This is a genomic window from Idiomarina sp. 28-8 (assembly GCF_000320945.2).
Taxonomy (GTDB): Bacteria; Pseudomonadota; Gammaproteobacteria; order Enterobacterales; family Alteromonadaceae; genus Idiomarina; species Idiomarina loihiensis.
Window position 1 is genome coordinate 902,430 of sequence record NZ_DF266789.1, and the last position, 24,250, is coordinate 926,679.

At 45.2% G+C, this 24,250-nt stretch carries 27 protein-coding genes; 19 read left to right on the plus strand and 8 right to left on the minus strand.

Annotated elements, in window-relative coordinates:
* Window positions 1–35: 35 nt before the first annotated feature.
* The 6 genes from mobI to RJ32_RS04445 all read right to left on the minus strand — a co-directional run bounded on the left by mobI (window position 36) and on the right by RJ32_RS04445 (window position 3,379).
* Window positions 36–608 carry a conjugative transfer protein MobI(A/C) gene (mobI, locus tag RJ32_RS04425; protein WP_034819437.1) on the minus strand — a complete coding sequence of 191 codons (573 nt, stop codon included), beginning with the start codon at window positions 606–608 and terminating at the stop codon, window positions 36–38.
* 109 nt (window positions 609–717) lie between these two features.
* Window positions 718–873 (minus strand): hypothetical protein, encoded by a 156-nt coding sequence (locus RJ32_RS15050; RefSeq protein WP_162838081.1) that lies wholly within the window; start codon window positions 871–873, stop codon window positions 718–720.
* 41 nt (window positions 874–914) lie between these two features.
* Window positions 915–1,544: a recombinase family protein gene (locus RJ32_RS04430; RefSeq protein WP_034819439.1), complete on the minus strand. Its 630-nt coding sequence runs from the start codon at window positions 1,542–1,544 to the stop codon at window positions 915–917.
* A 120-nt stretch (window positions 1,545–1,664) separates the two neighbouring features.
* Window positions 1,665–2,054, minus strand: coding sequence for a hypothetical protein (locus RJ32_RS04435; RefSeq protein ID WP_034819441.1), 390 nt, complete (start codon window positions 2,052–2,054; stop codon window positions 1,665–1,667).
* Between the two features lie 70 nt (window positions 2,055–2,124).
* Complete coding sequence (locus RJ32_RS04440) at window positions 2,125–2,538, minus strand: hypothetical protein (RefSeq protein WP_034819443.1); 414 nt, start codon at window positions 2,536–2,538, stop codon at window positions 2,125–2,127.
* Window positions 2,531–3,379: a hypothetical protein gene (locus tag RJ32_RS04445; protein WP_034819445.1), complete on the minus strand. Its 849-nt coding sequence runs from the start codon at window positions 3,377–3,379 to the stop codon at window positions 2,531–2,533. Before RJ32_RS04445 ends, RJ32_RS04440 begins: the two co-directional genes overlap by 8 nt.
* A 254-nt stretch (window positions 3,380–3,633) precedes the next feature.
* Here RJ32_RS04445 and RJ32_RS04450 point away from each other — a divergent pair, with 254 nt between their 5' ends.
* The 4 genes from RJ32_RS04450 to RJ32_RS04465 all read left to right on the plus strand — a co-directional run bounded on the left by RJ32_RS04450 (window position 3,634) and on the right by RJ32_RS04465 (window position 10,538).
* On the plus strand, window positions 3,634–6,957 hold the full coding sequence (locus tag RJ32_RS04450) for a VPA1262 family protein (RefSeq protein ID WP_034819446.1): 3,324 nt from the start codon (window positions 3,634–3,636) through the stop codon (window positions 6,955–6,957).
* A 586-nt stretch (window positions 6,958–7,543) separates the two neighbouring features.
* Entirely contained in the window at window positions 7,544–7,915 is a 372-nt protein-coding gene (locus RJ32_RS04455) for a hypothetical protein (protein WP_051018726.1), read from the plus strand.
* Between the two features lie 34 nt (window positions 7,916–7,949).
* The gene (locus RJ32_RS04460) at window positions 7,950–8,396 is read left to right on the plus strand and encodes a hypothetical protein (protein ID WP_034819448.1); all 447 of its coding nucleotides are present in this window, start codon (window positions 7,950–7,952) and stop codon (window positions 8,394–8,396) included.
* 462 nt (window positions 8,397–8,858) lie between these two features.
* Window positions 8,859–10,538, plus strand: coding sequence for an FUSC family protein (locus RJ32_RS04465; protein WP_034819450.1), 1,680 nt, complete (start codon window positions 8,859–8,861; stop codon window positions 10,536–10,538).
* Here the strand turns inward: RJ32_RS04465 and RJ32_RS04470 are convergent.
* Window positions 10,527–10,772, minus strand: coding sequence for a GIY-YIG nuclease family protein (locus tag RJ32_RS04470; protein ID WP_034819452.1), 246 nt, complete (start codon window positions 10,770–10,772; stop codon window positions 10,527–10,529). The two genes, RJ32_RS04465 and RJ32_RS04470, sit on opposite strands and share 12 nt — an antisense overlap.
* Window positions 10,773–10,848: 76 nt before the next feature.
* On the opposite strand from RJ32_RS04470, the gene gloA reads away from it, so the two are divergent.
* Window positions 10,849–11,403, plus strand: coding sequence for a lactoylglutathione lyase (gene gloA / locus RJ32_RS04475; RefSeq protein ID WP_034819454.1), 555 nt, complete (start codon window positions 10,849–10,851; stop codon window positions 11,401–11,403).
* Window positions 11,404–11,477: 74 nt separating this feature from the next.
* Here gloA and RJ32_RS04480 read toward each other — a convergent pair whose 3' ends face one another.
* On the minus strand, window positions 11,478–11,975 hold the full coding sequence (locus tag RJ32_RS04480) for a beta-lactamase hydrolase domain-containing protein (RefSeq protein ID WP_034819456.1): 498 nt from the start codon (window positions 11,973–11,975) through the stop codon (window positions 11,478–11,480).
* Between the two features lie 58 nt (window positions 11,976–12,033).
* On the opposite strand from RJ32_RS04480, the gene RJ32_RS04485 reads away from it, so the two are divergent.
* From RJ32_RS04485 to RJ32_RS04550, 14 genes are all read left to right on the plus strand, one after another.
* Window positions 12,034–12,483: a flavodoxin domain-containing protein gene (locus RJ32_RS04485; protein ID WP_034819458.1), complete on the plus strand. Its 450-nt coding sequence runs from the start codon at window positions 12,034–12,036 to the stop codon at window positions 12,481–12,483.
* Window positions 12,484–12,876: 393 nt separating this feature from the next.
* Complete coding sequence (gene mnmG, locus RJ32_RS04490) at window positions 12,877–14,772, plus strand: tRNA uridine-5-carboxymethylaminomethyl(34) synthesis enzyme MnmG (protein ID WP_034819460.1); 1,896 nt, start codon at window positions 12,877–12,879, stop codon at window positions 14,770–14,772.
* Between the two features lie 9 nt (window positions 14,773–14,781).
* Window positions 14,782–15,402: a 16S rRNA (guanine(527)-N(7))-methyltransferase RsmG gene (rsmG, locus tag RJ32_RS04495; protein WP_034819462.1), complete on the plus strand. Its 621-nt coding sequence runs from the start codon at window positions 14,782–14,784 to the stop codon at window positions 15,400–15,402.
* A 48-nt stretch (window positions 15,403–15,450) separates the two neighbouring features.
* Complete coding sequence (locus tag RJ32_RS04500) at window positions 15,451–16,242, plus strand: ParA family protein (protein ID WP_011235851.1); 792 nt, start codon at window positions 15,451–15,453, stop codon at window positions 16,240–16,242.
* 19 nt (window positions 16,243–16,261) lie between these two features.
* Window positions 16,262–17,137 (plus strand): ParB/RepB/Spo0J family partition protein, encoded by an 876-nt coding sequence (locus RJ32_RS04505; RefSeq protein WP_011235850.1) that lies wholly within the window; start codon window positions 16,262–16,264, stop codon window positions 17,135–17,137.
* Window positions 17,138–17,306: 169 nt separating this feature from the next.
* The gene (locus RJ32_RS04510; protein WP_011235849.1) at window positions 17,307–17,693 is read left to right on the plus strand and encodes an ATP synthase subunit I; all 387 of its coding nucleotides are present in this window, start codon (window positions 17,307–17,309) and stop codon (window positions 17,691–17,693) included.
* A 12-nt stretch (window positions 17,694–17,705) separates the two neighbouring features.
* Window positions 17,706–18,503, plus strand: coding sequence for a F0F1 ATP synthase subunit A (gene atpB / locus RJ32_RS04515; RefSeq protein ID WP_011235848.1), 798 nt, complete (start codon window positions 17,706–17,708; stop codon window positions 18,501–18,503).
* Between the two features lie 64 nt (window positions 18,504–18,567).
* Entirely contained in the window at window positions 18,568–18,825 is a 258-nt protein-coding gene (atpE, locus tag RJ32_RS04520) for a F0F1 ATP synthase subunit C (RefSeq protein ID WP_011235847.1), read from the plus strand.
* 37 nt (window positions 18,826–18,862) lie between these two features.
* Window positions 18,863–19,333 carry a F0F1 ATP synthase subunit B gene (gene atpF / locus RJ32_RS04525; protein WP_011235846.1) on the plus strand — a complete coding sequence of 157 codons (471 nt, stop codon included), beginning with the start codon at window positions 18,863–18,865 and terminating at the stop codon, window positions 19,331–19,333.
* Between the two features lie 17 nt (window positions 19,334–19,350).
* Window positions 19,351–19,884 carry a F0F1 ATP synthase subunit delta gene (gene atpH, locus RJ32_RS04530; protein ID WP_011235845.1) on the plus strand — a complete coding sequence of 178 codons (534 nt, stop codon included), beginning with the start codon at window positions 19,351–19,353 and terminating at the stop codon, window positions 19,882–19,884.
* A gap of 14 nt (window positions 19,885–19,898) precedes the next feature.
* The gene (gene atpA, locus RJ32_RS04535; RefSeq protein ID WP_011235844.1) at window positions 19,899–21,440 is read left to right on the plus strand and encodes a F0F1 ATP synthase subunit alpha; all 1,542 of its coding nucleotides are present in this window, start codon (window positions 19,899–19,901) and stop codon (window positions 21,438–21,440) included.
* Window positions 21,441–21,494: 54 nt separating this feature from the next.
* A complete protein-coding gene (gene atpG / locus RJ32_RS04540) occupies window positions 21,495–22,358 on the plus strand; it encodes a F0F1 ATP synthase subunit gamma (RefSeq protein ID WP_011235843.1) in 864 nt (287 codons plus the stop codon).
* A 42-nt stretch (window positions 22,359–22,400) separates the two neighbouring features.
* On the plus strand, window positions 22,401–23,786 hold the full coding sequence (gene atpD, locus RJ32_RS04545) for a F0F1 ATP synthase subunit beta (RefSeq protein WP_011235842.1): 1,386 nt from the start codon (window positions 22,401–22,403) through the stop codon (window positions 23,784–23,786).
* A 17-nt stretch (window positions 23,787–23,803) separates the two neighbouring features.
* A complete protein-coding gene (locus RJ32_RS04550; RefSeq protein ID WP_011235841.1) occupies window positions 23,804–24,220 on the plus strand; it encodes a F0F1 ATP synthase subunit epsilon in 417 nt (138 codons plus the stop codon).
* The last annotated feature ends 30 nt before the right edge of the window (window positions 24,221–24,250 follow it).

Sequence of the window (24,250 nt, forward strand, 5' to 3'; positions counted from 1 at the left end):
CCGTCGGAAGGGGACGGGCCTGAATGGTTTTTTGTTTAGGATTCCGGGGGCTGAAGGCCATCGAAGTGCGCCTCCAAATTGTCCAACTGCTTCAGGTTTGCCCTGACGAGACGTCGCATGTGAGTGAGGTTTGCATTCATGATACGCACTATCTCAAACCCGGCTTCGGTCTCCTCAATGATGGGCCTTTCCCAGTCGTGAGCGCGGTTAAATGCGGGTTTTGAGTACCGATGTTTCAGGGCTCGGCGGATGTGTTCACTGAAAACCGCATGCCCTTTACCGTTTTTCACTCTTACGAAGGTGTTGTAATACCAGTGCATCTCCAAGCTGCCGTGCAGCATTCTCACCCGGCAGCCGTGATGGCCAGGGTAGCCTCTCGTTTCCTTGGTTCGATGAGCCTCATTATGTGTCCAGAAATAGTCCGACAGTCGCTGAGCGAGATAGCGTAGGCGTGCTCGCTCCATATCCAGACTTTTGGATAGCGATTGTAGATACTGTCTGCATTGATCAAGCGCCATTCGGCGCCCCTGTTGATGGTCAAACTCCCCGGCGCGAGCCACCTCATGCCACTTATCGGTGATTTCCTGAATGGTTTTGGGTTTGCTCATTAGCATTCTCCTGTTGGTTGATGTTCAAGAGAAATGCTACTGGCCGCAGAGACAAACCCACGGGTCTGTAATTTGCCAATTTGGGCAAAAGTAGCCGTTTACCCCCAGATTATCTGGAATTTTTATCGACCTGGCGGCGTGTTTTAAACTTCCGGTTGAGAAATGCTTCCAGCTTGTCAGCATTCAGGTATGTGATGCCGCAGATCGCCAGGATAACGGCGACAAAGCCGAGGAAAGCAATGAGTGTGACGGACATATCGATCATGTGAGTTCTCCTGTTTTCGTTCTTTGATTGCAAATTGCAGCCTATGCTGCATCTGACTGCTTTTGTTCCTTTGCGACAGAGGCAATCAGATGGCGCGAACAACCCAGGATGTCCTGGATTTCACTATAGCTATGACCGGTGCGCAGTAAACTGGCGATGTGTTGTCGCCTCTTCAGATCAGGTTGGCGACCCTGATACTTACCCTCGCTGCGGGCCTTTTTGATACCCTGATTCTGGCGGCGGCGTCTGTCCTCGTAATCTTTGCGGGCTACCGCTGCCAGCATGTCGAGCATCATGCTGTTGACAGCCTGCAATATGGAATCGGTGAAGCCGGTGTTATCCTTCTTGTCCAGTGCAAGCCAACTCGTGGGCAGTTCTGGCGAGACAATTGCCAACCGTTTGGCTGACAGCTTCTGTTTGAGCGTATCCCAGTCCCGCTGTTTAAGGCGGGCAAGCCGGTCTATCTGCTCCACCAGTACAATGTCACCTTCACCGGATTCGGCAATCAGTCGCATCAGTTCGGGGCGATGCAATGTGGCTCCGGAGACATTCTCGGTATAAAAGGCAGCAATGCGCTGACCGTGTTGCTCGGCAAACTGGATTAGCGATGCTTTGGCCCGCTCGGCATTTTGTTCCTGGGTCGATGCTCTCAAATAGGCGCGTATAAACATTAATGCCTCCTCAGTCTGTTATAAGTGGTTCCGCTTGGCCGGTCTGTTTTAAATGGTTCCTTGTCATGTTGAACGGCCTGAATTGTTGGTTCTCCTGATGTGTACCCATAAGGAACCACCTCAAGAGTCGAAAAACTGCCCGAACGGATCATCCTCCCGGAGGATCGGATTGACTCTGAAGTCATCGAACAGATCGCCTGCGCCTTCTTGACTCCCGGTGTCGGAGGTTGTCGTGCTGCTTGGACCGTTTTCTTCCCTACCACCGCCTCGACTAAACGACGCCATCTTTTTCTCGAATTCAGGAAACGTCATTTCCCCATCGGGTCCCTTGTCGAAAACCGTCTTGTAAGCATCGACTGCGGCCATTGCGAAGCGAATGAGCAGTACGACCACCCAAAGCAGGAACAATAGATACCATGCGTAAAGCGCTGCATCGGTACCCCTTAAGGCGAGCTCCACAACGCCGATCCCGGCGAGCCCCACTGCTACTATTTTTATCACCCTCACCATGGTTTCAGTCCCCGATAGATCTTTACTTCGAAGCTACCAGAACCTGAGAAAATGCAAGTTTTGCCCGACGTCAGGCCGCAGCGGCTTGCCCGGCCAGCCATGGCAGTTTCACCTTGCTGTAGGCATCATTTGTCATCGCCCTCAAATCTTCCGTGTTCAGGCGTGAAACCAGCCACGCAGTGCCTTGATATCGAACGCGCGGATAGTTGGATGGCTGAAATACGCCATGAGGGAGGTCGTCCTCATCACCCAGCCACTGTCTGAGCCGCAGATCGATACACCAGCCCTGTTCGAGCTCAATCCAGCAATGGGGAGCGGTGGCTATTCGGCTCAGCCGGTCCTCTGCGTATCCGATACGACATTGATGGAAGATGCCTTGCTCGCTCAGGGCATTGCTGATCACAAAGGTCATGCAGTCGCTATCGATTTTGGCGTCTTCAAGCGGCAACAGAGCGAACTCAAGTTCATCATGCCAGTCACTCATGATCTGGCTCCTTGAACATCAGTCGCTGGCCCTGCTCGTAAAGCACAGGGTACGGCAGCGGTTCGCTATCCTGGATGACGGTGCCGGGAGGAAAATACATCAACATCCAGGATGGTAAGGCACCACTGACCGTGCGATAGAACTCATCCACAGGGAAGCTGAGTTGCTCACCTGATTGCCGGAAAACGAGGCGAGAATAATTCTCTGGATGATTAGCCGCGATGTTGTAGCTTTCGGGCTCAGCACCTTCCACGTAGGCTGGAGACTTCCAGAGATTCGGCGTTTTGATGTTGTAAGCAACCACACATTGACCTGCACCGCATCCATGCTCAGTGCTTTCAATGGACCAGAGCATCAGTGGATGGCCATCAATCTCAGGCGTCTCCACGTTACTGAGTTTGGTGGCGCTCAACGCCATATCATTGGCAGCTAATCGGATGGCCTGGTCCACCAGATCCACATACTGCTCATATGCCTGAGCCTCCGAAGTGGCCATCGACGCAGGCATCCATCCCATCAGGCTTGGTCTCGCCGACGGATCATCCGGTGTCATCATGATGTCAGTAGCGTTGAACAGAAACGTTTGGCTACCCGAGAGATGTCGAAGCGGTGCATCGAATGAAGTCGCCAGGCTGGCGAGATTCAGTAATGGCACCGACATGCCTTTGCTGTAGGAGCGAGAGCCATCCCCAGAATCACGCAAGTCCATATCGTAGATGCCACCGGCTCTTGCCAGGTTCAAAGCCCGAGACTCTTCCGGGTTGTAAGCTCGTGGGATGGCCGCGCAGCCAGCCAGGGCAGCGACGAATATTGCCGTAATTAAGGGTGCTACTCTTTTCATTATGTCCTCCTGCTTTTATTAAATATTCTCATGAGGTTGAGAATATGCAAGAGAAAAAAACAAAAATAATCCTTGTAAATCAATAGTTTGTACTAACAGAACAAAGTTCCTTGAGCTCAAACATATAAATCGGCAGGTACACTGCCGTCACGTTGAAACTCATGCCATTGTAAAACACTATAAAATGATAGATGGTAACGGCGAGGGACGTACCAATTTACAAAGTTGATACAAGAGCATAAATCGAGGCAATAATGAACAAAGGATTTAACGATAATGAGGTCAGCACAACATTAAAAGACCTAATAGGCGACACTAGACTGGCTCGTTTATTCCATGATGACTCTCGACCATGCGCAGTACAGCTTTGGATTCTTCAAATTCTTTCCACAGAAACAACTAAAAACCGGATTATCTATGGTCGTGTAGTACCATACTCACATTCTAATAACTCTTGGTCTTTCAGCAATAACGACAAATTTTCGACTCTTGAACATTGCAGAGCGAAAATCACTCGCCTCAATCTTTACATCGATAGCAATTTGTTAAGTGATTTTCTGGAAATGCTTTGTAATGGAGTTAAGATTTCCACGATCAGCAATACTTTAGGTCTTGAGCGAAGCAATAAGTTTGATGATAAATTCGGCACAATATTTTTAGATCCAAAAAATTTAGTTTATAAACCCGTAACATATCTTATCAACAAGGATGCGTTCGAACTTCACTCGACTACTAGCCCCCATGGAGCAGCGGGTGCCATGAGCGCATCGATCACTCAAGTAGATAAATTATCTATCTTCCAAGCAGATCATAATTATCGATCCGACCTAATAAAGTTTATTGTCGAACATCTAAACTTTGACACTGGCTTGAACTTTGAACAGAACGATAAAGTGCGGTTTGGTGATATCGAATTTCTTGTCTTCCCGACTTTAGATGACAAAGAGAAAAATTTACTTGAAGTTTTTTGGGGCGATAAAAGACGAAAGTTAAGCGTTAAATTCGACTCCAAAAATCTTCCTAATTACTCTGGTTTTATATTCAGCATTAAGATCTTTAACAGCAGCCAAATTATATACTCAAGAATTGCAAATGCGAAAAAGTACGACAACCGCATGTATATGCGCGAATTCGATATTGATAAAACAATTAGATCCATCGCTGACTCTACTGAACTAGAAATCTATGGTTTTAATGCCGAAGATAACGAAGAAAATATATTATGTTGCAGGTGGCGTACCGGATATATTCGAGAAATTAACTTTCAAGCTAATGTGGCCGGTGGTAATTCAAGCTCCGTTAAATTTGATTGGTTAGATAACACGGTAAAAGAAAAGCAATCAAGCCGCGTGAAAGCAGTACTAACTAAAAACACAGGAAATCATGGGTTTGCTAGCCAAGTTGGCGGCCGAGAAGCCGACCCTTGGATTGCTATAAACCGCGAAATAAGCCCTATTTTCAACAAGCTGCACCCAAAAAAATCCGATGCAAGGTTTTTCGAACGTTATGGACCAAGCGATGGTGAAGGCCGTTTACAGTTTGTCGAATGGTTCAAATCTCTTTTTTCAAAATATAATGACAGTCAAATTATAATCTTTGATCCGTATTTTGATTCAGCCGGATTATCGTTGCTTTCTTTATATGCTGCGCCTAAATGTAATTACATTGTGTTTACTTCACTACCAAAGCAAAAAGGCGACGAAGAAAATCCTACTAATCGTAACAGAGTAGATGATCTAGTTACTGCTTGTGAAAACAACAAACGAACTCTCTCAAAAATAAACCTCAGAATCATTGGCTTAAAAGATGGTAAACTCCATGACCGATATATTCTGATTATAGGGAGCGACGGCCTACCAATAGCTGGATTTAATTTGTCTAACTCCTTGCAGAAGGTGGCAGAGAACTATCCCTTACTTATTACGCCGATACCATCTGATACTTTATTAGAGGTCGAAAAATATAAAAGCAGTCTTTTGAAAGAATTAGAGGCAAAAAAATCTGATTCTGAAGAAAATAACCCTGGATTAACCGAACTCTATGTTTCTTCCGATGCTCCCAGGAAAACTGTAAGATACGAGCCACTAAAGATACTGAATAATGAATTAGCAGGCGACATCCTATCAATATGGGCTAACGAGCCTTCATTAATAGGATTATACGGTGCACCACTGAAAGACAAGTTGATATCTCTTGAGCTATTAGAAGGGGACTCACTTAACTTGATCGATCCTCAGGGGTTCTTAGCCTGGGTAAAGAAAAAGGTCAGCTCTGAAGATTTCATGGATCAATGGGAAGTGGTTGGTGAATTTTTGGCAAACTCTAGAGCTGGTGATACAGATTTTCAAGAAATATTAAGTGAAACCTCGTTCTTAGAGAATCTCCTGGGGTACCTTACTAAATCGATACAGCGGACCCATAAAGATCTGGATTCTGATATAACTGTCTTAGAACCTCACCTATTTCAAAGACCAATTGAAAAGCTGCTGTGTAGCTCTTACCAGCTTCATCATATGTGTCATATGACTAAATATACAGCACTTACTTGGCCAGAATATTTTGCAATAAAACTGCTTTGGTCCTATGACCCAAAATCATTGTTAGAACTGGTTGCTGAAGAATCGCCTAAAATTCCGAAAGAGCCGGATCATGCTGACATAATTAGGCTGTCATTGTTAAGCCAAATTGTTAGCGAGATCTCCCTATCCATAGAGCTGCTACCAAACTATTCCCGCACATGCACTTTATTGAATAGTTGTAACGGTTTAATTCGATGGATGGGCTTATATGCTCTAGAGCAGATGATTCATCAAACTAAAGACGTCACATCAGAGCTGGGCTTGCTTTCAAGATTTGACCACACGGAAAAGGTAAGATATTTAGGTTGGTTGGTTAACAGATCGGCAAATGATGAAAGAAAACGTGATCAATACGAGAAATTATTAGTCGCACTCAAAAACGAACTACCAGAACAGCTATCTGAAAGTGATTTGAGGCACGTAATCGATTCGATGAGAGGCCATATGCGCCAATTACCATGGACAGAACCGTGGTTGTTTCGGGATCTAGTTTTACCTCTACTTCAAAGTGAGCAAGCTGATACGGATGATGCCTGCAAAATCTGGCTCGAGGAAATCGTTTCATTGATAGGCCCAGCTGAAAGCAGGAATTCAAGACTGTTCCAACTTTCACGGGAAGGGCAGATGACAAATACTTGCGCATTTATCTTCGCTCATAGTACGCCTGAGCAACAAAGAAAAGTAATTGGTATGATTCGACCCATCTTAAATAAGCAGAAAAGAGTTTTACAACAACCTCTGGCAAGTACTTCCAACTGGTCTTGCTGGAACGATGCTTTGGTAGTCTCAATGTGGATATTGGCATTCACTAGGTGGTGCCAATACTATTTAACCGAACTGAAGCAAGCTAATGTAGAATTAGATAACTTGTCAGGAGACGCATACGACCTTGCTATGTTAAGACCTATGGAAGAATTGGAATCAGAGGGGGTAGGAAAAGACAGAGAGCTCGCCTTATTTCTATCCCAAGCTGAAGATCTTATTTCGAAGTCGGAGTAACTCTACTGTCATAGGGGCGAACAACTTGGCAGTCGGTCATACCACTCAATTAGGAGTGGATATTGACAGATGCAGAATAATCGAACAGGAGATACTTTATGTTCCCAGTTTCCCACTTTTCCCGGTTCATTGATGGGGCACCGGCATTCGGATCTACGGAAACTTGCAAATATTTACACTTTTTTTCGCACATTCCAGCACTCCGAGAGTGCTCCGTAAAACTTGCAAGTTACTGTTTTTAAAAGATAATAAACATTCTGTATTGGTAAATAGATCAGTACCTCAATACGAGTCTGAAAATACCGACGAGAACGCCGCAAAAGATCAATTGCCTACATCTGATTCTCCGCATTTGCACCGAGCCGGAAGTACTGTCTGCCGCACTTGAAACTAAAGGCGAGTTCCCAAACTGGTGTAACGCAAAAAATAGTCCATAACTATAAGAAACCCTGAGCTTATCTCATCCTGACTCGCAATTAGCGGTTCGTATAATTTTTTTAAATTTAACATTAAATATACTTGCTACTTTGATATCTATAACTATTCTTAGTCTATGTGAATCGATAAAGTTATAGGTACAAAACACATGAACATTAGCCATTCAACCATGGATTTATTTTTCGCCTACAATCGTGAGGTGGGTAATGTATCGTCATTGGAAAAGGCGATAACGAAATTCGCTGACTACGCAAATAACGGTCAAACACCTGAAATGAGAGAACGATATGCTCAGGCAGTTAAGGATATTAAAGAACACCACCTCCCCAAAGCTAGGGAGCAATTGGATAGTTTAGGAAAAAGCCTAAAATTAGAAGATGGGAAATTAGGTCAGCCACTTTCTCTTGAAGAGCTTGAGGAAACTAAGAAAGATAAAACCCGCTTGAGTTATAGCCATTCTGGAGATCTTCAATCTTATCTGGACGATCCCTCTGGTGAATATGTTTCAACAAAATCTTAAATTAATGTACTAATCTCTAAATAAGGAAATTTATATGAAAAAGTATTTACTGTCAGTATTAGCAATAACGTCAGTATCGGCATCTGCTGCAATTAACGTTAAAGTCAACAATAACTCAGACTACGAAATGGAATTGCTTAGTTACGACACTCAAGTTTCTAATTACGTTCCTAGTCCTTCGTCAACGATTACAACTGGTGGCTTAGATCAATTTATAGCGCTTCCAGTTTACCCTGGAGTTGTAGAAATAGTTGATATGGAATACGGTTTTTCAGACAGTAGCTATGGTCCAAAATGCCATTTTCGCTTTACTACAATAAATGATTATAGTAGCGGCAACATGATTCCACAGGATGTTATCGCTGAAGATGAAGACGGCACTTATAATGATCGTGCAAGATGTTCTGGTCGTTTGACAAGCTTTAATCTGGCGACAGGTGAAGCTACTGTTGAGTTTAATATGGATAGAACTAAGTTCTAACGTCTGATGTGAAACTCTGGCAAATATGATGTTGTTAGAGTATCAAATTTTTGCAGACTCACTAATCAAACGGCCGTCAGGCCGTTTTTTGTATAAATTGAGCTTTGGCTATTCGTAGCGCCGTTGTGTCTATGTTTGCCAAAGACAAATCCCACGTGCACATTAACTTGCTGACCTCCAATCTATACTCAGTATTCACTTTTAGAGCCACTTTGGATGCGCTATTGAATATTCAGTTTTTACGCCTGATGTTTAGTATTTCCTGGCGTTTCAGTGCTTCAATACCACCTTTTCAATGAATCGCTTAGCGGCATTACTATTGTAATTTTACGCTCGCCTACTTTTGCAATAACATCAACCGTCAAATTCCGAAATATTACTGGCAAGCCATCCAGAATCCGATCCATTATAATCAACGGCAATATAATAAATAACCAAGTTTCCATAAGGTAAGGGACACCAGTGAAAGACAAGTTAGCGCAATGGGGGTTTGACTATGTTCGCCTGCGGTTTGGCTTTCGAACCGGCGTTGCTGCCTGCTTATCTCTTATTATTGCCTGGGCTATGGGCTTAGAGCATCCGCAATGGTCTGCTATGACGGTTTGGGCTGTTTCCCAGCCAACTCGTGGTCTTCTTATAGAAAAAGCCGCATACCGGGCGTTAGGAACTCTTTTAGGGACTATGTTCGGTATGGTGCTGGTGGTTACTGCCGGCGGTGAGATCATTTGGCTGGTGGCCGGCCTAACTCTGTGGGTATCGCTTTGTGTTTACACGGGTAATTTACTGCACGGGCTCATTTCTTACGGCACCATACTTGCCGGTTATTCAGCGTCCATGGTGGTGTTGCTAACACAAAGCTCAGACGCACTCATGCCGCTGGGTGTTGACCGTTTACTCACGGTTTTTGTCGGCATTATGACATCACTCGTTATTGGCTGGGCTTTTACTTATAAAAGAGCGGAACAAAGCTTAATTAACCAACTTCGCCGACAAACCGCGGCTAACTTGTACGATATTAGCCGTTACTTCGCCGAACCGGATAATAACGATTTGAACCTTGCCGATAAATTATCAAAACTGGCAGCACTGGAAGCCCAACTGCTCGATCACGGTACCGGCTCTGTCAGTGCTCATGAATCGGCCAAAACGTTACGTGTAGTTATTAACAGCCAATTGGGGTTTTTGGCTGAACTGAATATCCAGGAGCCAGAAAAAAATTTGGAAGTAAGCGATTACTTACTCGACGCGTCAAATAAATTAAATGCTTCCGCTAAACGAACTGAAATTATAGAACCTCTTAAAAATGCTCTGGAATCCATTAAAAACGCCGCATTGAAAAAGCGTTTTAATGAATTCGTTGAAGCAACCAATGACCGGTTATCTTTTCGTGATTCAGGCAAAACCGCCACTTCTACCTTACTCAGCAAAACCATTTTGCATCGCGACTGGTTGGGTGCACGCCAGGCCGCCATACGAACGTTCGTTATTATGGGGCTCATTGGCGCAAGCTGGTGGTATACCGAATTATTTCAATTCGCTTATTTAATGCTGGGTGCTTCAGTTATGTTGACGCTATTCTCCACCGCAGACAATCCGGCATTAACCATGAAATATGTATTTTTTGGGCAGTGTGCCGGCGCGCTGGCAGCCGTACTTATACAGGCAACAGTCTGGCAATATCAGGATTCCATTTTATGGATGCTGGTTGCTTTAATGCCGGTTATTTTGCTGGCGGGTTTTCCTATGGCTCATCAAAAAACGGCGAACGGCAGTATGGATTTCAACCTGGTCTTTCTACTGTTAATGCAGCCCTCTATCAGTTATTCGTTCCACCTTGGTCATTCGGCGAGTATTGCTCTGGCAGTCGTTGCCGCTCCTCTTCTTTCATTAATTGCTTATCGACTTATTTATCCAACCAATTTAAAAGCGCGTTATCAAAGCTTACTGCAAACTCTGACCGAAGAAATTGACCAACTGAACAAAACAAAACTCACCGAAAGCCAATACAACCGACGTAAAGCACGTTTCTACCATCGCGTAATAAAGCTTACCCAAATTAGCGACAAACTGGGAATAAAAGACAAAAACGCCATTCTCGAGCACCTTTTAACGGGTCAGAAGCGGTTAAATTTAACCGGCTAACTTTGCCTTTTTAGCGCGCGACCAGCGTTTTATTTCATATTCCCGCTGGCATGCTTTCGTTCTATTTGGGTGCTCCTCACTCCAGACAAGTACTACCGGACGACGCGCCCTGGTGTACTTAGCGCCTTTTTTATCGTCCGTATTATGCTCAGTCACACGCCGTTTAATGTCAGTTGTAACACCGGTATAAAACGTATTGTCTGCACATTTAATTAGATAAACCGCCCAGCTCACGACTTGAACTCTCTCCTGCTAAACCCAATACATAGTGTAACAACAGTTACTCAATGAACCGACTAAGGATGACATTATGAGCAGACATTTTGATGAAGCCAAGGGTCTGTCTGAACAACATGACCCCGCAACACACGACTTTGTGTTTAACCAGACTATGTTCCGCATTAAAGACCCCGAGCGCACCTTAAAATTTTACAGTGAAGTTCTGGGCATGACCCTGGTCAAACGCCTGGATTTCCAGGAAATGGAGTTTACGTTGTATTTCATGGCTGCCATGTCGCCGGAACAACATAAAGACTGGTCAACCGACCACGACAAACGCATTGAACAGACCTTTGGTCGGCCGGCCATGCTGGAACTGACTCACAACTGGGGCGACGAGAACGACGACTCGGTGTCTTACCACAGTGGTAATGAAGAGCCCAAAGGTTTTGGTCACATAGGTTTCGCCGTACCGGATATCGATGCCGCCTGTGAGCGTTTCGATAAAATGGGCGTAGAGTTTCAAAAGCGCCCGAACGACGGGAAAATGAAGGGTATTGCCTTTATTAAAGACCCGGATGGCTACTGGATTGAAATATTCACGCCGGAACGCCAACCAGAATTACTGAAAGAGCACTTAAAATAACGATGGTACCTTGAAAAAAGGCCAGTTCATTTGAGCTGGCCTTTTTCTATTCTGTAGTACCTTTGCAATTCATTTTACTGTTCTGAAAGCATCGACTTCACTTTACTCTCCAGAGACGTCATGCCATGTTCACGTCCAATTTCTAACGCTTTTTCTACCGGCATTCCATCTAACCAACCGGCTCGCAAAGCCATTAAAGCGCCAACCCGGTTACTCGAAGCACAATGCACCAGCACCGTTTTGTCGCTGTTCTTTAATAAAATACGATCGATCAGGCGTGCGTTAGCAAGCGTTACTCCATCGGCTCCATTGACCGGAACATGGTAATACGCCATGCCATTACGGGTAACCACTGCGGCTTCCTCACTGTCGGTCATTTCTTTTTGTGAAAGCAGATTAATAACAACCTCACCACCTTCATCAGCAAAGTCAGCCAACTGCTCATTTGATGGTGTGCCCATCACCCATAACTTATCTGACACCTGTTTGGGTGACTCAATGCCGGCAAAAACATTCGTTGAAACTATTGCTACACTAAAAGCGACTAATACATTAACCAGAGCTTTTACCATTTGGGTTCTCCTGTATGATTCTCGTGTTTTTAATAGTAGCAAATGAGTTAGAAATTTTATGACTGTTTTACATCTTTTAGTGGGTACAACCTCCGGAAATACCGAGTTTTTAGCCGATACTGTCAGCGAAAAGTTAAATCAGCAGGGCATTGAAACCGAGCTCCATTACGAACCGGAGTTTGAGAAGTTACCCAGCGATCAACCCTGGTTAATTTTTCTCGCCAGCCATGGTGCGGGTGATTATGCCGACTCCATGCTCGATTTCTACGACGAAATAAAGGATCCCCAAAGCCCTAATTTAGCCGGACTGAACTATGCCGTAGTGGCTGTTGGTGAATCCTGTTATGACACCTTCTGCGAAGCCGGTCGACATTGCGATAAACGCTTACAGGAATTAGGCGGAACACAAATGACCGATCGTTTAGAAATAGACATGCTGGAAGACGATCCGGAAGAGAAAGCATTAAACTGGTTGCCCGCGATCGCTGATGCTGTAAAGGCTCTGTGATCATACCCACAGGCTTGTGCACAAGGATTTCAGCTTGTGACTAAGGTTGGAATAAGATCACTTAAGCACTGTCAGTGAAGTGGGTATAACACTGGGGATAAACTGATCTGTGTATAACTACCCTACTTATCCACGATCTATGATCCCGGTTCAAGGTCACTTATCTACAAAGAGTGATCTTGCTCTAGAACAGATAAAAAAAGGGCTTCAGCGATCTATTCACAGAAATCCGCTGACTAGTAGTAATAGTAATAAAAGATCTAAATAAGATCCTTTACTGATCTTCTTTAAGATCTTTAACAGCGCTGAACGAAATTTAACCATTTAGATTTAAGTGAAATCGCGTTAAAATAATCGGCTAACTTCCTATTCTTCAAACAAAGGTCACTTTGCATGTCACAACAGAGCCAACAACACTTTGACGTTATTGTTGTCGGTGGAGGACACGCCGGAACAGAAGCTGCGTTAGCCGCCGCTCGTTTAGGTGTTAAAACCCTATTGCTTACGCATAATATTGATACTTTAGGGCAAATGTCCTGTAACCCAGCCATTGGGGGAATAGGAAAAGGTCATTTAGTAAAAGAGATCGATGCACTTGGCGGCGTTATGGCCAAAGCAGCTGACAAAGCCGGAATTCAATTCAGAACACTGAATTCATCCAAAGGTCCTGCAGTGCGCGCAACCAGAGCTCAGGCTGATCGACAGCTTTACAAACAAGCGATCCGCTATGCACTGGAAACTCAGCCAAATCTGTCAATATTTCAACAAGGTTGTGACGATTTGATCGTCGAGAACGATCGCGTTACTGGCGTTGTTACCCAAATGGGTCTTAAATTCACGGCAAAAACCGTAGTGCTGACCGTAGGAACATTCCTGGGCGGACAAATCCATATTGGTCTGGATAACTACCAGGGCGGACGCGCAGGCGATCCTCCATCAAACGCATTAGCAAAACGTTTACGTGCATTGCCATTACGAGTTGAACGCTTAAAAACTGGTACACCACCACGTATCGCTAGCCACAGTGTTGATTTTTCTGTTATGCAGGAACAACCGGGTGATACCCCTACTCCGGTATTTTCTTACATGGGTTCTCGTTCTGATCACCCACAACAAATTCCGTGTTACATCACGCATACCAACGAAAATACCCACGAGATTATTCGTTCCGGGCTTGATCGTTCACCCATGTATTCTGGTGTGATTGAAGGCGTTGGACCACGTTACTGTCCTTCAATTGAAGATAAAATTGTCCGTTTTGCTGACAAAGGTTCGCATCAAATTTTTGTTGAACCTGAAGGCTTAGATACCTTTGAAATTTACCCTAATGGCATTTCAACCAGCTTGCCGTTTGACGTTCAGCAGCGTCTGGTTCAATCAATTAAAGGCTTTGAAAATGCGCATATCACACGTCCCGGCTATGCGATCGAATACGATTACTTTGATCCCCGAGATCTGAAACAATCTCTGGAAACCAAAGTCATTAACGGCTTGTTCTTCGCTGGCCAAATTAACGGCACAACAGGCTATGAAGAAGCCGGTGCGCAAGGGCTTATTGCCGGTTTAAATGCCGCGTTGCAGGCTCAGGACAAAGAATCCTGGGCACCACGACGCGATCAGGCCTACATGGGTGTGTTGATCGATGATTTATCGACTTTGGGCACTCAGGAACCTTACCGTATGTTCACTTCGCGCGCTGAATATCGCCTGTTGCTGCGTGAAGATAACGCTGATATGCGATTAACTGAAATTGGTCGTAATCTCGGTTTAGTGGATGATGAACGCTGGGCCGCGTTTAATAAGAAAATGGAATCAGTCGAGCAGGAAAAACAACGTTTAAAAACTACCTGGGTGCATAAAGATCATGCATCTGTAGAGCAAATTAACGCGCTGGTTAAAAGCCCTGTCACCAAAGAAGTCAGTGGCGAAGAACTATTACGCCGCCCGGAAATTCATTACAAAGATTTAGCCTTAACTGACTTTTTTGCGCCGGGGTTAGACGATCCTTTAGCGGCAGAACAAGTTGAGATCCAAATTAAATACGCGGGTTATATAACGCGTCAGCAGGAAGAAATAGCAAAACAACAACGTCATGAAAATACCTTGCTGCCCTCGCCTTTCGATTACGCTAAAATTAAGGGGTTATCGAACGAAGTGGTTGCGAAATTAAATGATCATCAGCCTGAGACCGTTGGTAAAGCAGCGCGTATTTCCGGAATTACTCCGGCGGCTGTTTCAATGTTATTGGTTCACCTGAAAAAGCAGGGTTTATTGCGTAAAAGTGCTTAAGGAAGAAATGTGAAAGAGCAGTTAAAGGGATTATTAGATCAGGCACAAATAAACCTGTCAGAAGCACAGATTGAGCAACAACTGGCGTTAGTAGGCTTACTGGATAAATGGAATAAAGCCTATAACCTGACCAGCGTGAGAAATCCGAAGGATATGCTGACCCGACATATTATGGACAGCCTGGCTGTTCGTAAGTATTTACATGGGCAGCGCTTCATCGATGTAGGTACAGGACCAGGGCTACCGGGTTTACCCTTAGCCATAGCCGAACCGGATAATGAATTTGTTTTACTCGATAGTTTAGGCAAGCGAATTCGTTTTATTCGTCAGGTTTGTCATGAGCTAAAACTAACCAATGTTACGGCTGTGCAGGCGCGGGTGGAAGACTATCAGGACGAAAAGCAGTTTGATGGTGTAATCAGTAGAGCCTTTGCCTCGCTTAATGATATGCTTTCGTGGTGTGAACATTTACCGGCTGAAAACGGTCGGTTTTATGCGTTGAAAGGGTTGTATCCGCAAGACGAACTGGAACAGCTGCCCGAGCAATATAAAATTGAAAGTATTGAGCAAATTAACGTTCCCGGCATTGACGCGAGCCGGCATATCGTCATTATAAGCAAACGGTCATAAAACAACCGACAGTCGACTATCCGACAACAACAAGAGGTTATAAAACCCGTGGCTAGAACCATTGCTATTGCGAATCAAAAAGGCGGAGTAGGAAAGACAACCACAGCAGTTAACTTAGCTGCGTCCATGGCTGCTACCCGTCGCAAAGTGTTGTTGATTGACCTGGACCCTCAGGGTAACGCGACTATGGGTAGTGGCGTTGATAAGTACGATGTCGAAAATACTATTTACGAATTGCTGATTGAAGAAAAGCCAGTCGGCGACGTTGCCGTAAAAGACACTAACGGTAAATACCATTTAATTGCAGCTAATGCCGATGCTACGGCTGCAGAAATTAAGTTAATGGAAGTTTTTGCGCGGGAACTGCGTTTACGTAATGCGCTTAAAGCCGTTCAGGACAGCTACGACTATATCTTTATCGACTGTCCGCCATCGCTGAATATGCTGACCGTTAACGGCATGGCAGCAGCAGATTCTATTCTGGTGCCCATGCAGTGCGAGTATTATGCGCTGGAAGGTCTTACCGCGTTGATGGAAACCATTCGTCAGCTGGCCGACGTGGTTAATCCGGGGCTGGAAATTGAAGGTATTTTGCGGACTATGTACGATCCGCGTAACCGTTTAGCTAACGATGTTTCAGAACAGCTTAAAAACCACTTTGGTGAAAAAGTTTACCGGACCGTTATTCCACGCAACGTCCGTTTAGCTGAAGCGCCTTCATTTGGTGCGCCAGCTATGTACTACGACAAGTCATCCACCGGGTCAAAGGCCTATTTAGCCTTAGCGGGTGAACTTATCCGACGTTCTGAAAATCGTAAAGAAGTAGCAAAAGAATCATAACAAGGGAATAAAGCGAATCATGTCGGCAAAAAAACGAGGTTTAGGTCGCGGTCTTGATGCCTTACTGACCAGTAATCAGCAAAACTCTGACCGTCAATCAGAGCAAGTGACGGAAGAAGTTAAAGGTGAATTACAGAAGCTGCCGGTTGAGTTTTTAAAGCCTGGCCGCTATCAACCTCGTAAAGACATGTCACCCGAAGCTTTGGAAGATTTAGCCGCTTCGGTAAAAGCTCAGGGGATAATCCAGCCCATTGTTGTACGCCCTGTTGGCAAAGACGAATATGAGATTATTGCGGGTGAGCGTCGTTGGCGTGCAGCACAGTTGGCAAAGCTTGAACTGGTTCCTTGTTTAATCAAAGACGTACCCGATGAAGCCGCAGTAGCTATCGCGTTAATTGAAAACATTCAGCGTGAAGATTTAAACGCGATGGAAGAAGCCACTGCGTTACAACGTTTGTTGGTCGAGTTTCAGATGACTCACCAGGACGTTGCTCAGGCAGTCGGTAAATCACGGACTACAGTGACCAATTTGCTGCGTCTGAATAACTTGCAGGACGGCGTTAAAGTGTTACTGGAGCGTGGTGATATTGAACTTGGCCATGCCAAGTTGTTATTGGCGCTGGAAGGCGAACAACAAGCCGACGTAGCACAACAGATTGTCGCAAAAGATATGACCGTACGTGACGCAGAAAAGCTCGTCAGACGTACAATAGACCCTCCCAAAGAAACCGAAAAACCAGAGCCAGACGCTAATATTGAGCATTTAGAAACCAAGTTGTCTGAAACCCTGGGAGCCAAAGTTTCCATTAACCATGGTCGTAAAGGAAAGGGTAAACTGGTTATCAGTTACACCAACCTGGACGAACTGGATGGAATTCTGACTCACATCAAATAATAATTTCCAATGCATTGATTGTTGTAGAACTTTTGTTAAATGGCATAGAAACCGTCGCCTACAGGCAAATTTGTTTGCAATTACATGGCAGATCTTTATACTAGCGCGAGTTTCGTTGTGGCTGCTTGAAAGCCTCAAAAAAATAGCCGCCAGTTAAAAGGTTTTAGTCGTGACACAGGCACTTAATGCGGTAGGTAAAAAGCTGGCAGGAAAAGTTGTAGGTACACAATTTATAGCGGTTTTGATAGCCGCACTTGTCACGATAGCAGTTTCAAATACACAGTCGGCTTTGGGTATTCTGTGTGGCGGATTAACCGTCGTAATACCAAGCGCTCTATTTGCACTTATCGCTTTTAGACACGCAGGCGCACGCGCTAATCAGAAAGTTGTACAAAGTTTCTTTTTAGGCGAAGGCGTTAAGCTACTGCTTACAGCAGTGTTGTTAACAATCGCATTGCTGGTAACAAATTTATATCCTGTGTGGTTATTGGTCGGTTTTGTCATCGCCGTCACCATGCAGTGGATAGCACCGGTTTTATTTTTAAAATCAACCTAACTGGGAAACAACATGATAAGTGGAGAACAAACTCCGACTCAGTATATCCAGCATCACCTCCAAAATTGGACGGTTGGTGAAGGGTTCTGGGCGGTGAACGTCGATACTATCTTCTGGTCCGTGTTACTGGGTGTGCTGTTTCTGTGGAGTTTCCGCAGAGTAGCGAAAAAATCCTCTGCTGGGGTACCTGGTAAATGGCAATGCTTTGTCGAAATGATTGTCGAGTTTGTTGACAACAGCGTCAAAGAATCCTTTCACGGTAAAGATAAACTGATAGCACCTCTGGCATTAACCATCTTCGTCTGGATATTCCTGATGAACCTGATGGACTTAATTCCGGTTGACTGGCTACCAACAGCTGCTATGTATGGCGGTTATTGGTTAGGCTTTGTTGAAGACCCGCATGATGTGTACATGAAAGTAGTACCAACAACTGACCTGAATACAACTTTTGCATTGAGTTTAAGCGTATTTGCGCTAATTATTATCTACTCAATCAAATATAAAGGTGTGAAAGGCTTCGCTAAAGAAATGACTTTCACTCCGTTTAATCACTGGGCATTAATACCAGTGAACTTTGTACTGGAAAGTATCACGTTATTAGCAAAACCAGCGTCACTGGCACTGCGTTTGTTCGGTAACATGTATGCAGGTGAATTGATATTTATTCTAATTGCAATGATTGGATTCTGGCAGCTACCGGCGCACTTTGCGTGGGCAGTGTTCCATATTCTGGTTATTACATTGCAAGCGTTTATTTTCATGATGCTGACCATTGTTTACTTAAGCATGGCGTCATCTGAACACTAGTGTTCGAAACAAAAGTTTTTAGCTTTACTTTTAACTTTAATCTACTGAAAAACTGGAGAAATCAATGGAAACTGTAGTTGCTTTTACTGCTATCGCTGTATCAATCATGATCGGTCTGGCTGCACTGGGTACTGCCCTGGGCTTTGGTATTCTGGGTGGTAAATTCCTGGAAGCTGCTGCTCGTCAACCAGAACTGGCACCACAGCTGCAAGTTAAAATGTTCATCGTTGCAGGTCTTATCGATGCTATCGCGATGATCGGTGTTGCTGTTGCATTGCTGTTCACGTTTGCGAACCCATTCTTAACCCAGGTAGCAGGCTAATCGTTATTCGACGGTCACCAACTGAAGGAGGTCCGTTGTGAATATCAACGCTACTCTAATTGGACAAACGATCGCGTTTATCGTGTTCGTGTGGTTCTGCATGAAATTTGTATGGCCACCGATCATCAAAGCTATCGAGGAACGTCAGAAGAAAATTGCTGACGGCCTTAATGCCGGTGAACGTGCTCAAAAAGATTTAGAGAAAGCCCAGCAAGAAATTGCCGAGCAGCTCAAAGAAGCGAAACAGCAAGCCGCTGAAATCATTGAACAGTCGAAAAAACGTGGTGCTAAAATTGTTGAGGAAGAAACTCAACGTGGCCACGAAGAACGTGAAAAAATCGTTGCGGCCGGACATGAAGAAGTTGCTGCTGAACGCAATCGTGTTCGCGAAGAGCTGCGCAAGCAAGTTGCCGTATTAGCGGTGTCTGGGGCTCAGAAAATCATTGAGCGTGAAATTGATAAAGACGCTCATAGTGACATTGTTGAAAAACTGGTCGCTGAACTTTAATAAAGGGGTTTGAGCTTATGTCAGAACTGACTACGGTCGCTCGCCCTTACGCAAAAGCAGCTTTTGATTTTGCTTTAGAACAGGGAGCGCTCGATAAGTGGGCAGAAATGCTTAGCTTCGCTGCTGCGGTGGCGCAAGACGAGACTATTGCCTCATTTTTGAGTAGCTCCTCGACTGTTGGGAAAACAACAGAGGTTTTCTTGGGTGTTTGCGGCGACGAGCTCGACGACAACGCTAAGAACTTCGTTAAAGTACTGGCTGAAAATGAACGTCTGCCAGTGTTACCAGCAGTTAGTGAGCTCTATCAGACGCTTCGTGCTGAACATGACAAAGAAGTCACTGTAGATGTTAAATCGGCAGTTAAACTGCTGAAAGCACAACAAACGGCTTTGATTAAAGCACTTGAGAAGCGCCTGCAACGCAAAATTAAGCTGAACTGCAGTGTCGACAAGTCCATTATTGGCGGACTTGTTATAGAAGCTGGTGATACCGTTATTGACGGCACCTTGCGCGGCAAGCTCGACAGACTTGCTTACGCACTGCAATCCTAATTGGGGACTTGAGCATGCAATTGAATTCAAATGAAATCGCAGAACTGATCAAACAGCGAATTGAGAAGTTCGAAGTCACCAGCGAAGCTCGCAACGAAGGTACCATCATGTCTGTTCAAGACGGTATCATTCGCATCCACGGACTTGCAGACTGTCTGCAAGGTGAAATGGTTGAGCTACCTGGTAATCGTTACGCTATCGCACTAAACCTTGAACGTGATTCTGTAGGTGCGGTTGTTATGGGCCCTTATGCAGACTTGCAGGAAGGCACCAAAGTAAAATCAACCGGTCGTATCCTTGAAGTTCCGGTTGGCGAAAAACTGTTGGGTCGTGTGGTTAACACACTAGGCCAGCCTATCGACGGTAAAGGTCCTATCGAAGCTGACGGCTATGAGCCAGTCGAGAAAATCGCACCGGGCGTTATTGAACGTCAGTCAGTTGATCAGCCAGTACAAACGGGTTACAAGTCAATTGACTCGATGATTCCGGTTGGTCGTGGTCAGCGTGAGCTTATCATCGGTGACCGTCAGACAGGTAAAACGGCTTTAGCAGTAGACGCTATTATCAACCAGAAAGATTCTGGTATTAAGTGTGTTTACGTAGCTATTGGTCAGAAGAACTCGACCATTTCAGCGGTTGTACGTAAGTTAGAAGAGCACGGCGCAATGGAAAACACCATTGTAGTTGCAGCTTCTGCTTCTGAATCCGCAGCCCTGCAATATCTGGCAGCTTACTCTGGTTGTACCATGGGTGAATACTTCCGTGACCGCGGTGAAGACGCTCTGATTGTATACGATGACCTGTCTAAACAGGCTGTCGCTTATCGCCAAATTTCACTGTTGTTGCGTCGTCCTCCGGGTCGTGAAGCATTCCCTGGTGACGTTTTCTACCTTCACTCTCGTCTACTTGAGCGTGCTGCGCGTGTTAACGCTGACTACGTAGAAAAATTCACTGACGGTAAAGTGAAAGGCCAGACCGGCTCATTAACTGCCTTACCTATCATTGAAACTCAGGCAGGTGACGTATCGGCATTCGTACCGACTAACGTTATCTCTATCACCGATGGTCAGATCTTCCTTGAAACTGACTTATTTAACTCAGGTATTCGTCCTGCGGTTAACGCTGGTGTCTCGGTTTCACGTGTTGGTGGTTCAGCACAAACGAAAATCATCAAGAAACTGGGTGGCGGTATCCGTCTTGCCCTGGCTCAGTATCGTGAATTGGCGGCGTTCGCTCAGTTCGCATCTGACCTTGATGAATCGACTCGTTCACAGTTAGAGCACGGTCAGCGTGTTACTGAACTGATGAAACAGAAACAGTACAAGCCTATGAGCGTGGCTCAAATGGCTGTATCAATTTATGCCGTTGAAAAAGGCTTCTTGAAAGACGTAGAAATCGACAAAATCATGGATTTTGAAGAATCTCTGCAATCTTTCATGGCGAGCGAATACGCCGAGCTAATGGCTGAGATTGATAAAACTGGCAACTATAACGACGACATCGATGCGCAATTGAAAGCTGCGCTTGAGAAATTCAAGCAAACGCAATCATGGTAATCGCACCTGGCCGCAATAGCGGCCATTTGTCGTTGAGTTAACAGGAGAATCGTCATGGCCAGCGGTAAAGAGATAAAAACTCAGATCTCGAGTATCGGTAATACTCAGAAGATCACCAGTGCTATGGAAATGGTCGCTGCGTCGAAAATGAAAAAGGCGCAGGAACGTATGGAGGCAAGTCGCCCCTATGCGGACACCATTCGCAAGGTGATTGGTCATGTGGCGCGCGGTAACCTCGAGTATCGTCATCCATTTATGGAAGAACGTCAGGTTAAGCGTGTGGGTTACATCATTGTGTCTACCGATCGTGGTTTGTGTGGCGGCTTGAACGGTAATGAGTTCAAAAAAGTCGTTAAACACGCTAACGAATGGAAAGAGCAGGATGTTGAAGCGGATTTTGCCGCTATAGGCAGCAAAGGAACCAGTTTCTTCAAGCGTTTTGGTAAGTTGAAAGCGCAGGTTTCAGGTATGGGCGATAAGCCAGAACTGAAGGAAATTACCGGTTCTATCCAGGTTATGCTGGATGCTTTTGAAGAAGGCAAAATCGATCGCTTGTACGTTGTATTCAATAAGTTTGTGAATACGATGACCCAGGAGCCGACCATTCATCAATTGTTGCCATTGCCGCAAGCAGGATCGGAAGAAGATGTGCAGACAGGTAGCTGGGATTACCTGTATGAGCCGAATCCGGAAAGTATCCTGGATACGCTAATTCGTCGCTTCGTAGAAATGCAAGTGTACCAAGGCGTAGTGGATAATTTTGCTAGTGAGCAAGCCGCTCGGATGATTGCGATGAAAGCTGCAACAGACAATGCCGAAGATATTATTGACCAATTACAATTGCGATATAACAAGGCTCGTCAGGCAGCAATTACGCAAGAAATTTCGGAAATCGTGTCCGGCGCCGAAGCGGTATAATGCGGCAACGGTTAACAGAATTGAAGAGTTAGAGGAAACGTCATGAGTCAAGGTAAGGTCGTACAAATTATCGGCGCCGTTGTGGATTTAGAATTTCCACAAGACGCTGTACCAAAAGTATACGACGCACTGAAAGTGACCGAAGGTGGCTTAGAAGGTTTGGTTCTGGAAGTTCAGCAGCAGCTGGGCGGCGGAATCGTACGTGCCATCGCAATGGGTACAACTGACGGTCTGCGTCGTGGTATCACCGCTAAAAATACCGGTGAATCAATCATGGTTCCAGTGGGTAAGAAAACCCTGGGCCGTATTATGGATGTATTGGGTAACCCAATTGATGAAGCGGGCCCTATCGGTGAAGAAGAGAAAATGTCTATTCACCGTGCGGCACCAAGCTACGAAGAACAGTCAAACACTAACGAACTGTTAGAAACCGGTATCAAAGTCATCGACTTGATTTGCCCGTTTGCTAAAGGTGGTAAAGTGGGTCTGTTCGGTGGTGCTGGTGTTGGTAAAACCGTTAACATGATGGAGCTTATCCGTAACATCGCTATCGAGCACAGCGGCTACTCAGTATTCGCTGGTGTTGGTGAGCGTACTCGTGAAGGTAACGATTTCTATCACGAGATGAACGATTCAAACGTTCTGGATAAAGTATCACTAGTTTATGGTCAGATGAACGAGCCACCGGGTAACCGTTTACGTGTTGCACTAACTGGTTTGACTATCGCTGAGAAATTCCGTGACGAAGGTCGCGATGTACTTTTCTTCGTTGATAACATCTACCGTTACACTTTGGCCGGTACTGAAGTATCAGCACTGTTAGGCCGTATGCCTTCAGCGGTTGGTTATCAGCCTACCCTGGCCGAAGAAATGGGTGTTCTGCAGGAACGTATCACCTCTACTAAGACAGGTTCAATCACGTCTGTACAGGCCGTTTATGTACCAGCGGATGACTTGACTGACCCATCTCCTGCAACAACCTTCGCTCACTTGGATGCGACTGTTGTACTTAACCGTGACATCGCGTCACTGGGTATCTACCCTGCGGTTGACCCGTTGGACTCAACGTCACGTCAGTTGGACCCACAGGTTATCGGTGATGAGCACTACGACACAGCAATGGGTGTTCAGGAAGTACTGCAACGCTATAAAGAGCTGAAAGACATCATTGCGATTCTGGGTATGGACGAGCTGTCTGAAGAAGACAAACTGTCTGTATCTCGTGCTCGTAAAATTCAGCGCTTCTTGTCGCAGCCTTTCTTCGTAGCCGAAGTATTCACTGGTGCTCCAGGTAAATACGTGTCTTTGAAAGATACTATTGCCGGCTTTAAAGGCATTTTGGATGGTGATTACGACGATATGCCAGAGCAGGCCTTCTACATGGTTGGTACCATCGAAGAAGCGGTAGAAAAAGCCAAAAACCTGTAACCGACCGGGAGGTTTGAATGGCAACACAAACATTAAATCTGGACGTTGTTAGCGCTGAAGACAAATTGTTCTCAGGCGTTGTACAAACGGTTCAGGTCACTGGTAGCGAAGGTGAGCTGGGTATTTACCCAGGTCACGCGCCCCTGCTGACTAAAATCAAACCAGGTATGGTTCGTTATGTCAGCGAAGCGGGCGACGAAGAGCTTCTTTATGTTGCCGGTGGTGTGTTAGAAGTACAGCCTGGTCACGTTATTGTTCTTGCGGACGTTGCTGTTCGTGGTGACGAGCTTGACTTGCAGGAAGCCGAAGCAGCGAAGAAACGCGCTGAAGAAGCCATTGCCGATTCAGGTTCTGATGTGACCTATGCAGAAGCTATTGCTGAGCTATCGCGTGCGTTAGCTCAAATCGATATTATTCGTAAGCTTAAGCGCTAAAACTTCTGCGTTAAAATACGTAAAAGGCCT

Bases quoted from the DNA above. Each gene is read 5' to 3' on its own strand.
- mobI (WP_034819437.1), bottom strand. From the start codon at position 608: ATGAGCAAACCCAAAACCATTCAGGAAATCACCGATAAGTGGCATGAG.
- RJ32_RS15050 (WP_162838081.1), bottom strand. From the start codon at position 873: ATGATCGATATGTCCGTCACACTCATTGCTTTCCTCGGCTTTGTCGCC.
- RJ32_RS04430 (WP_034819439.1), bottom strand. From the start codon at position 1,544: ATGTTTATACGCGCCTATTTGAGAGCATCGACCCAGGAACAAAATGCC.
- RJ32_RS04435 (WP_034819441.1), bottom strand. From the start codon at position 2,054: ATGGTGAGGGTGATAAAAATAGTAGCAGTGGGGCTCGCCGGGATCGGC.
- RJ32_RS04440 (WP_034819443.1), bottom strand. From the start codon at position 2,538: ATGAGTGACTGGCATGATGAACTTGAGTTCGCTCTGTTGCCGCTTGAA.
- RJ32_RS04445 (WP_034819445.1), bottom strand. From the start codon at position 3,379: ATGAAAAGAGTAGCACCCTTAATTACGGCAATATTCGTCGCTGCCCTG.
- RJ32_RS04450 (WP_034819446.1), top strand. From the start codon at position 3,634: ATGAACAAAGGATTTAACGATAATGAGGTCAGCACAACATTAAAAGAC.
- RJ32_RS04455 (WP_051018726.1), top strand. From the start codon at position 7,544: ATGAACATTAGCCATTCAACCATGGATTTATTTTTCGCCTACAATCGT.
- RJ32_RS04460 (WP_034819448.1), top strand. From the start codon at position 7,950: ATGAAAAAGTATTTACTGTCAGTATTAGCAATAACGTCAGTATCGGCA.
- gloA (WP_034819454.1), top strand. From the start codon at position 10,849: ATGAGCAGACATTTTGATGAAGCCAAGGGTCTGTCTGAACAACATGAC.
- RJ32_RS04480 (WP_034819456.1), bottom strand. From the start codon at position 11,975: ATGGTAAAAGCTCTGGTTAATGTATTAGTCGCTTTTAGTGTAGCAATA.
- RJ32_RS04485 (WP_034819458.1), top strand. From the start codon at position 12,034: ATGACTGTTTTACATCTTTTAGTGGGTACAACCTCCGGAAATACCGAG.
- mnmG (WP_034819460.1), top strand. From the start codon at position 12,877: ATGTCACAACAGAGCCAACAACACTTTGACGTTATTGTTGTCGGTGGA.
- RJ32_RS04505 (WP_011235850.1), top strand. From the start codon at position 16,262: ATGTCGGCAAAAAAACGAGGTTTAGGTCGCGGTCTTGATGCCTTACTG.
- atpB (WP_011235848.1), top strand. From the start codon at position 17,706: ATGATAAGTGGAGAACAAACTCCGACTCAGTATATCCAGCATCACCTC.
- atpE (WP_011235847.1), top strand. From the start codon at position 18,568: ATGGAAACTGTAGTTGCTTTTACTGCTATCGCTGTATCAATCATGATC.
- atpH (WP_011235845.1), top strand. From the start codon at position 19,351: ATGTCAGAACTGACTACGGTCGCTCGCCCTTACGCAAAAGCAGCTTTT.
- atpA (WP_011235844.1), top strand. From the start codon at position 19,899: ATGCAATTGAATTCAAATGAAATCGCAGAACTGATCAAACAGCGAATT.
- atpG (WP_011235843.1), top strand. From the start codon at position 21,495: ATGGCCAGCGGTAAAGAGATAAAAACTCAGATCTCGAGTATCGGTAAT.
- atpD (WP_011235842.1), top strand. From the start codon at position 22,401: ATGAGTCAAGGTAAGGTCGTACAAATTATCGGCGCCGTTGTGGATTTA.
- RJ32_RS04550 (WP_011235841.1), top strand. From the start codon at position 23,804: ATGGCAACACAAACATTAAATCTGGACGTTGTTAGCGCTGAAGACAAA.